Below are 5603 nucleotides of genomic sequence, written 5' to 3' on the forward strand. Positions count from 1 at the left end.
AAAAAAGCGGGGAACAATCAAGTTCCCCGCTAGAAAGAATAATGCGGCAGCGTGCTAGTCTCCCACACCCTATCGAGTGCAGTACCCTCGCCGTGTCAGGCCTTAGCTTCCGGGTTCGGAATGGGACCGGGCGTCTCACCTGAGCCATGACCACCGCAAAACTATATTATACACTCACCAACAGTGAGTGGCAACGTGGCGGTTTGGGAACCGGACATGAACGCGAGCAATAAAGCTTTTACTAACCAATCGTTAAGCGAATCGTTTAATACTCCATGATGCTAGAAAATAATACTCAAGTTTCAAACTAGCCCCTCCTAAAAGCAGAAGGGAAGAATGTCACCATCGCCCGTTAGTACTGGTCAGCTCCACCCCTTACAGGGCTTCCACGTCCAGCCTATCAACCACGTGTTCTACATGGGGGCTCACACACTAAAGTGCAAGGAATGCTTATCTTGGAGCAGGCTTCCCGCTTAGATGCTTTCAGCGGTTATCCCTTCCGAACGTAGCTAACCGGCGGCGCCACTGGCGTGACGACCGGCATACCAGAGGTTCGTCCACCCAGGTCCTCTCGTACTATGGGCAGGTCTCCTCAACATTCCAACGAGCGCAGAGGATAGAGACCAAACTGTCTCACGACGTTCTGAACCCAGCTCGCGTGCCGCTTTAATCGGCGAACAGCCGAACCCTTGGGACCTGCTCCAGCCCCAGGATGCGACGAGCCGACATCGAGGTGCCAAACCATCCCGTCGATATGGACTCTTGGGAATGATCAGCCTGTTATCCCCGGGGTACCTTTTATCCGTTGAGCGATGCCACGTCCGTACGCCGGCACCGGATCACTATCTCCGACTTTCGTCCCTGCTCGACCCGTCAGTCTCACAGTCAAGCCCGCTTGTGCGATTACACTCAACACCCGATTGCCAACCGGGCTGAGCGGACCATTGAGCGCCTCCGTTACTCTTTAGGAGGCAACCGCCCCAGTTAAACTACCCGCCAGGCACTGTCCCTAACACGGATAACGTGCTGAGGTTAGACGCCAGATATGGAAAGAGCGGTATTTCACCTGTCGACTCCACGCAAGCTAGCGCCCACGCTTCACAGCCTCCCGCCTATGCTACACGATCCACACCTAACGACAATACCAAGGTATAGTAAAGGTCCCGGGGTCTTTTCGTCCTTCTGCGCTTAACGAGCATCTTTACTCGTACTGCAATTTCGCCGGGCTCCTGGCCGAGACAGTGGGGAAGTCGTTACGCCATTCGTGCAGGTCGGAACTTACCCGACAAGGAATTTCGCTACCTTAGGATGGTTATAGTTACCACCGCCGTTTACCGGGGCTTAAATTCACCGCTTCACCGAAGTTAACGGATCCTCTTAACCTTCCGGCACCGGGCAGGCGTCAGAGCGTATACAGCGGCTTACGCCTTCGCACGCTCCTGTGTTTTTGGTAAACAGTCGCTACCCCCTAGCTTGTGCCACCCCCAACAGCTCAACAGTGTAAAACCATATCACCATCAGGGGTCTCCCTTATGCCGAAGGCACGGGAGTAATTTGCCGAGTTCCTTGGCCAGGATTCGCCCGATCGCTTCGGTATACTCTACCAGACCACCAGTGTCGGTTTAGGGTACGAGCGGAATCACACCTCACGTTGAAGCTTTTCTTGGCAAGCAGGATCACCGGAATCAGCCTTACAGCCTACCCATCACGCCTCAGCTTTAACATCCCCCGGATTTACCTAGAGGACAGCCCACACGCTTAGCCACGGAAAACCACCTCCGCAGCCGGCTACCTACCCGCGTCACTCCCACGCTAACCTACTACCGATACGCTCCCAACACAAACAAGCCAACAACCCCGAAAGGAAGCCAGCTTGCAAATGAAGGTTAGTACTCTCAGATTCAGTTCGAACGGTGTAACACCGGTACGGGAATATCAACCCGTTCATCCATTCGACTACGCCTGTCGGCCTCGCCTTAGGACTCGACTCACCCGGGGACGACGAACGTGGCCCCGGAACCCTTAGTCATCCAGCGGACGGGATTCACACCCGTCTCTCGCTACTCATGTCTGCATTCTCACTCCTGTAAAGTCCACGACACGTTCACACGGCCGCTTCACCCCTTACAGGACGCTCTCCTACCCCGCATGAAATAAATCATGCAGCCGCGTCTTCGGTGGCGTGCTTAAGCCCCGCTACATTGTCGGCGCGGAACCACTAGACCAGTGAGCTGTTACGCACTCTTTCAAGGATGGCTGCTTCTGAGCCAACCTCCTGGCTGTCTATGCGACTCCACATCCTTTCCCACTTAGCACGCGCTTCGGGACCTTAGACGACGATCAGGGCTGTTTCCCTTTTGACGACGGAGCTTATCCCCCGCCGACTCACTGCCGTGATAAACCTAACAGGTATTCGGAGTTTGGCTGCTATTGGTACCCGGTATGGGCCCGCAAGCATCCAGTAGCTCTACCCCCTGTAAGCAATAACACGACGCTGCACCTAAATGCATTTCGGAGAGAACCAGCTATCACGGAATTTGATTGGCCTTTCACCCCTAACCCCAAGTCATCCCCCCAGTTTTCAACCTAGGTGGGTTCGGTCCTCCACACGGTCTTACCCGCGCTTCAACCTGCTCAGGGCTAGATCATCCCGCTTCGGGTCCAGGACATGCGACTAAAACGCCTTTTAAAACTCGCTTTCGCTACGGCTCCCCCACCCGGGTTAGCCTCGCCACATACCACTGACTCGCAGACTCATTTTTCGATAGGCACGCCGTCACCCCACAAGAAGGCTCCGACGGATTGTAAGCGCACGGTTTCAGGAACTATTTCACTCCCCTCCCGGGGTGCTTTTCACCTTTCCCTCACGGTACTAGTACACTATCGGTCAGACAGGAATACTTAGGCTTACCCAACGGTCTGGGCAGATTCACGCGGGATTCCACGAGGCCCGCGCTACTTGGGAATAAGCATAAAGAGACATCGCACGACAAGCTACGGGGCCATCACCCTCTACGGCTGGGAATTCAATCCCATTCACCTAGCACGACATTTTATCACTCTTCTCAACCCCGTCAGAGGCTGAACAACCAATCCCACGACCCCGAATGCGCAACACCTGACGGCTATCACACGCACCCGGTTTAGCCTGATCCGCTTTCGCTCGCCACTACTCACGGAGTATCCTTTCCTGCAGGTACTGAGATGTTTCACTTCCCTGCGTACCCCCCACAAAAACTGTGGTGACCACCCATAACAGTGGCCGGGTCTCCCCATTCGGAAATCCTCGGATCAAAGCCCACTCGGCAGCTCCCCGAGGCATATCGCAGCCCGTCACGTCCTTCATCGGTCCTGTCTACCAAGGCATCCACCATACGCCCTTACCAGTGACACACACCAGTAAGAAACCTAACAGCAAAATTCTCTAGACAACAAATCATCACACTAAACGATCACAAAACGATCAAGACGACTCCACCAAAATGGAGCCGGTCGAAAATCAGTAAAAGCAAAAACATGAAACCCTAAAAAGAATCTCACATAATCACTCGCGTCCACTATCCAGTTCTCAAACCACCACAACACCAAGAACCCAAGCCAAACGCAGAAAGCATCAACCTGAAATCCAAGGATCGCAAAGGACCGCAACCCCAAAACAAAGGGGGGTGGCAATCCGGGAACCCAAAAGCATGCCCAACAAACTCACATAAAACGTTAACTATTGTTTTCCACACCAGTAACCACACTCAAAACCGAGCGTGCACAAAAACTCCGTAGAAAGGAGGTGATCCAGCCGCACCTTCCGGTACGGCTACCTTGTTACGACTTAGTCCCAATCACGAGCCTCACCTTAGACGGCTCCATCCCAAAAGGGTTAGGCCACCGGCTTCGGGTGCTGCCCACTTTCATGACTTGACGGGCGGTGTGTACAAGGCCCGGGAACGCATTCACCGCGACGTTGCTGATTCGCGATTACTAGCGACTCCGCCTTCACGTAGTCGAGTTGCAGACTACGATCCGAACTGAGACCGGTTTTAAGGGATCCGCTCCATGTCACCATGTCGCATCCCGTTGTACCGGCCATTGTAGCATGCGTGAAGCCCTGGACGTAAGGGGCATGATGATCTGACGTCATCCCCACCTTCCTCCGAGTTAACCCCGGCGGTCCCCCGTGAGTTCCCGGCATAACCCGCTGGCAACACAGGGCGAGGGTTGCGCTCGTTGCGGGACTTAACCCAACATCTCACGACACGAGCTGACGACGACCATGCACCACCTGTGAACCTGCCCCGAAGGGAAACCACATCTCTGCAGCTGTCAGGCACATGTCAAGCCCAGGTAAGGTTCTTCGCGTTGCATCGAATTAATCCGCATGCTCCGCCGCTTGTGCGGGCCCCCGTCAATTTCTTTGAGTTTTAGCCTTGCGGCCGTACTCCCCAGGCGGGACGCTTAACGCGTTAGCTCCGACACGGAACCCGTGGAATGGGCCCCACATCCAGCGTCCACCGTTTACGGCGTGGACTACCAGGGTATCTAATCCTGTTCGCTCCCCACGCTTTCGCTTCTCAGCGTCAGTAACAGCCCAGAGACCTGCCTTCGCCATTGGTGTTCTTCCCGATATCTACACATTCCACCGTTACACCGGGAATTCCAGTCTCCCCTACTGCACTCTAGCCCGCCCGTACCCGGCGCAGACCCACCGTTAAGCGATGGGCTTTCACACCAGACGCGACGAACCGCCTACAAGCTCTTTACGCCCAATAATTCCGGATAACGCTTGCGCCCTACGTATTACCGCGGCTGCTGGCACGTAGTTAGCCGGCGCTTATTCGAAAGGTACACTCACCCAAAAGGCTTGCTCCCAATCAAAAGCGGTTTACAACCCGAAGGCCTTCATCCCGCACGCGGCGTCGCTGCGTCAGGGTTTCCCCCATTGCGCAATATTCCCCACTGCTGCCTCCCGTAGGAGTCTGGGCCGTATCTCAGTCCCAATGTGGCCGTCCGCCCTCTCAGGCCGGCTACCCGTCGAAGCCTAGGTGGGCCATTACCCCGCCTACAAGCTGATAGGACGCGACCCCATCCCATGCCACTAAACACTTTCCCAACAAGACATGCGTCAAGTTGGAGCATCCAGCATTACCACCCGTTTCCAAGAGCTATTCTGGAGCATGGGGCAGGTTGGTCACGCATTACTCACCCGTTCGCCACTCTCACCAGTCAGCAAGCTGACTAGATCCCGTTCGACTTGCATGTGTTAAGCACGCCGCCAGCGTTCATCCTGAGCCAGAATCGAACCCTCCACGAAAAACTTCAATGAAGAGCCAACATAAGGCTCCAATATAAAAGAAAAAGACGAGACATTCTTTAAGGAAAGAACATCCCAACAAAAAACCTCACCACCATTTAACCATCTCTCAGGCACCCCACAATCTGTGAGGCTGATAATGAACTGGCAATAATTAACTAATAAGTAGTACAGACACGCTCTTGAGTTCTCAAACCACCACCACACCAGTCGGCTCAATCAACCCCGAAGGAGAAGAACCAGCCGCGCTGAGCAGCAAGAGATAAACTTACACCAAACCACACTCAAAAGCAAATCC

3 rRNA genes are annotated in these 5603 nt (G+C 54.4%); all 3 read right to left on the minus strand.

Going from position 1 to position 5603, the window contains the following annotated elements:
• Positions 1 to 41 precede the first annotated feature (41 nt).
• The 3 genes from rrf to NG78_RS05765 all read right to left on the minus strand — a co-directional run bounded on the left by rrf (position 42) and on the right by NG78_RS05765 (position 5305).
• Positions 42 to 158, minus strand: a 5S ribosomal RNA gene (rrf, locus tag NG78_RS05770).
• Between the two features lie 175 nt (positions 159 to 333).
• Positions 334 to 3394 (minus strand): 23S ribosomal RNA (locus NG78_RS0105775).
• Positions 3395 to 3777: 383 nt separating this feature from the next.
• Positions 3778 to 5305, minus strand: a 16S ribosomal RNA gene (locus NG78_RS05765).
• Together the 16S, 23S and 5S rRNA genes form the textbook arrangement of a ribosomal RNA operon.
• Between the last annotated feature and the right edge of the window lie 298 nt (positions 5306 to 5603).

This window comes from Gardnerella greenwoodii 00703Dmash (assembly GCF_000263635.1).
In the GTDB taxonomy this organism is placed as follows: domain Bacteria; phylum Actinomycetota; class Actinomycetes; order Actinomycetales; family Bifidobacteriaceae; genus Bifidobacterium; species Bifidobacterium greenwoodii.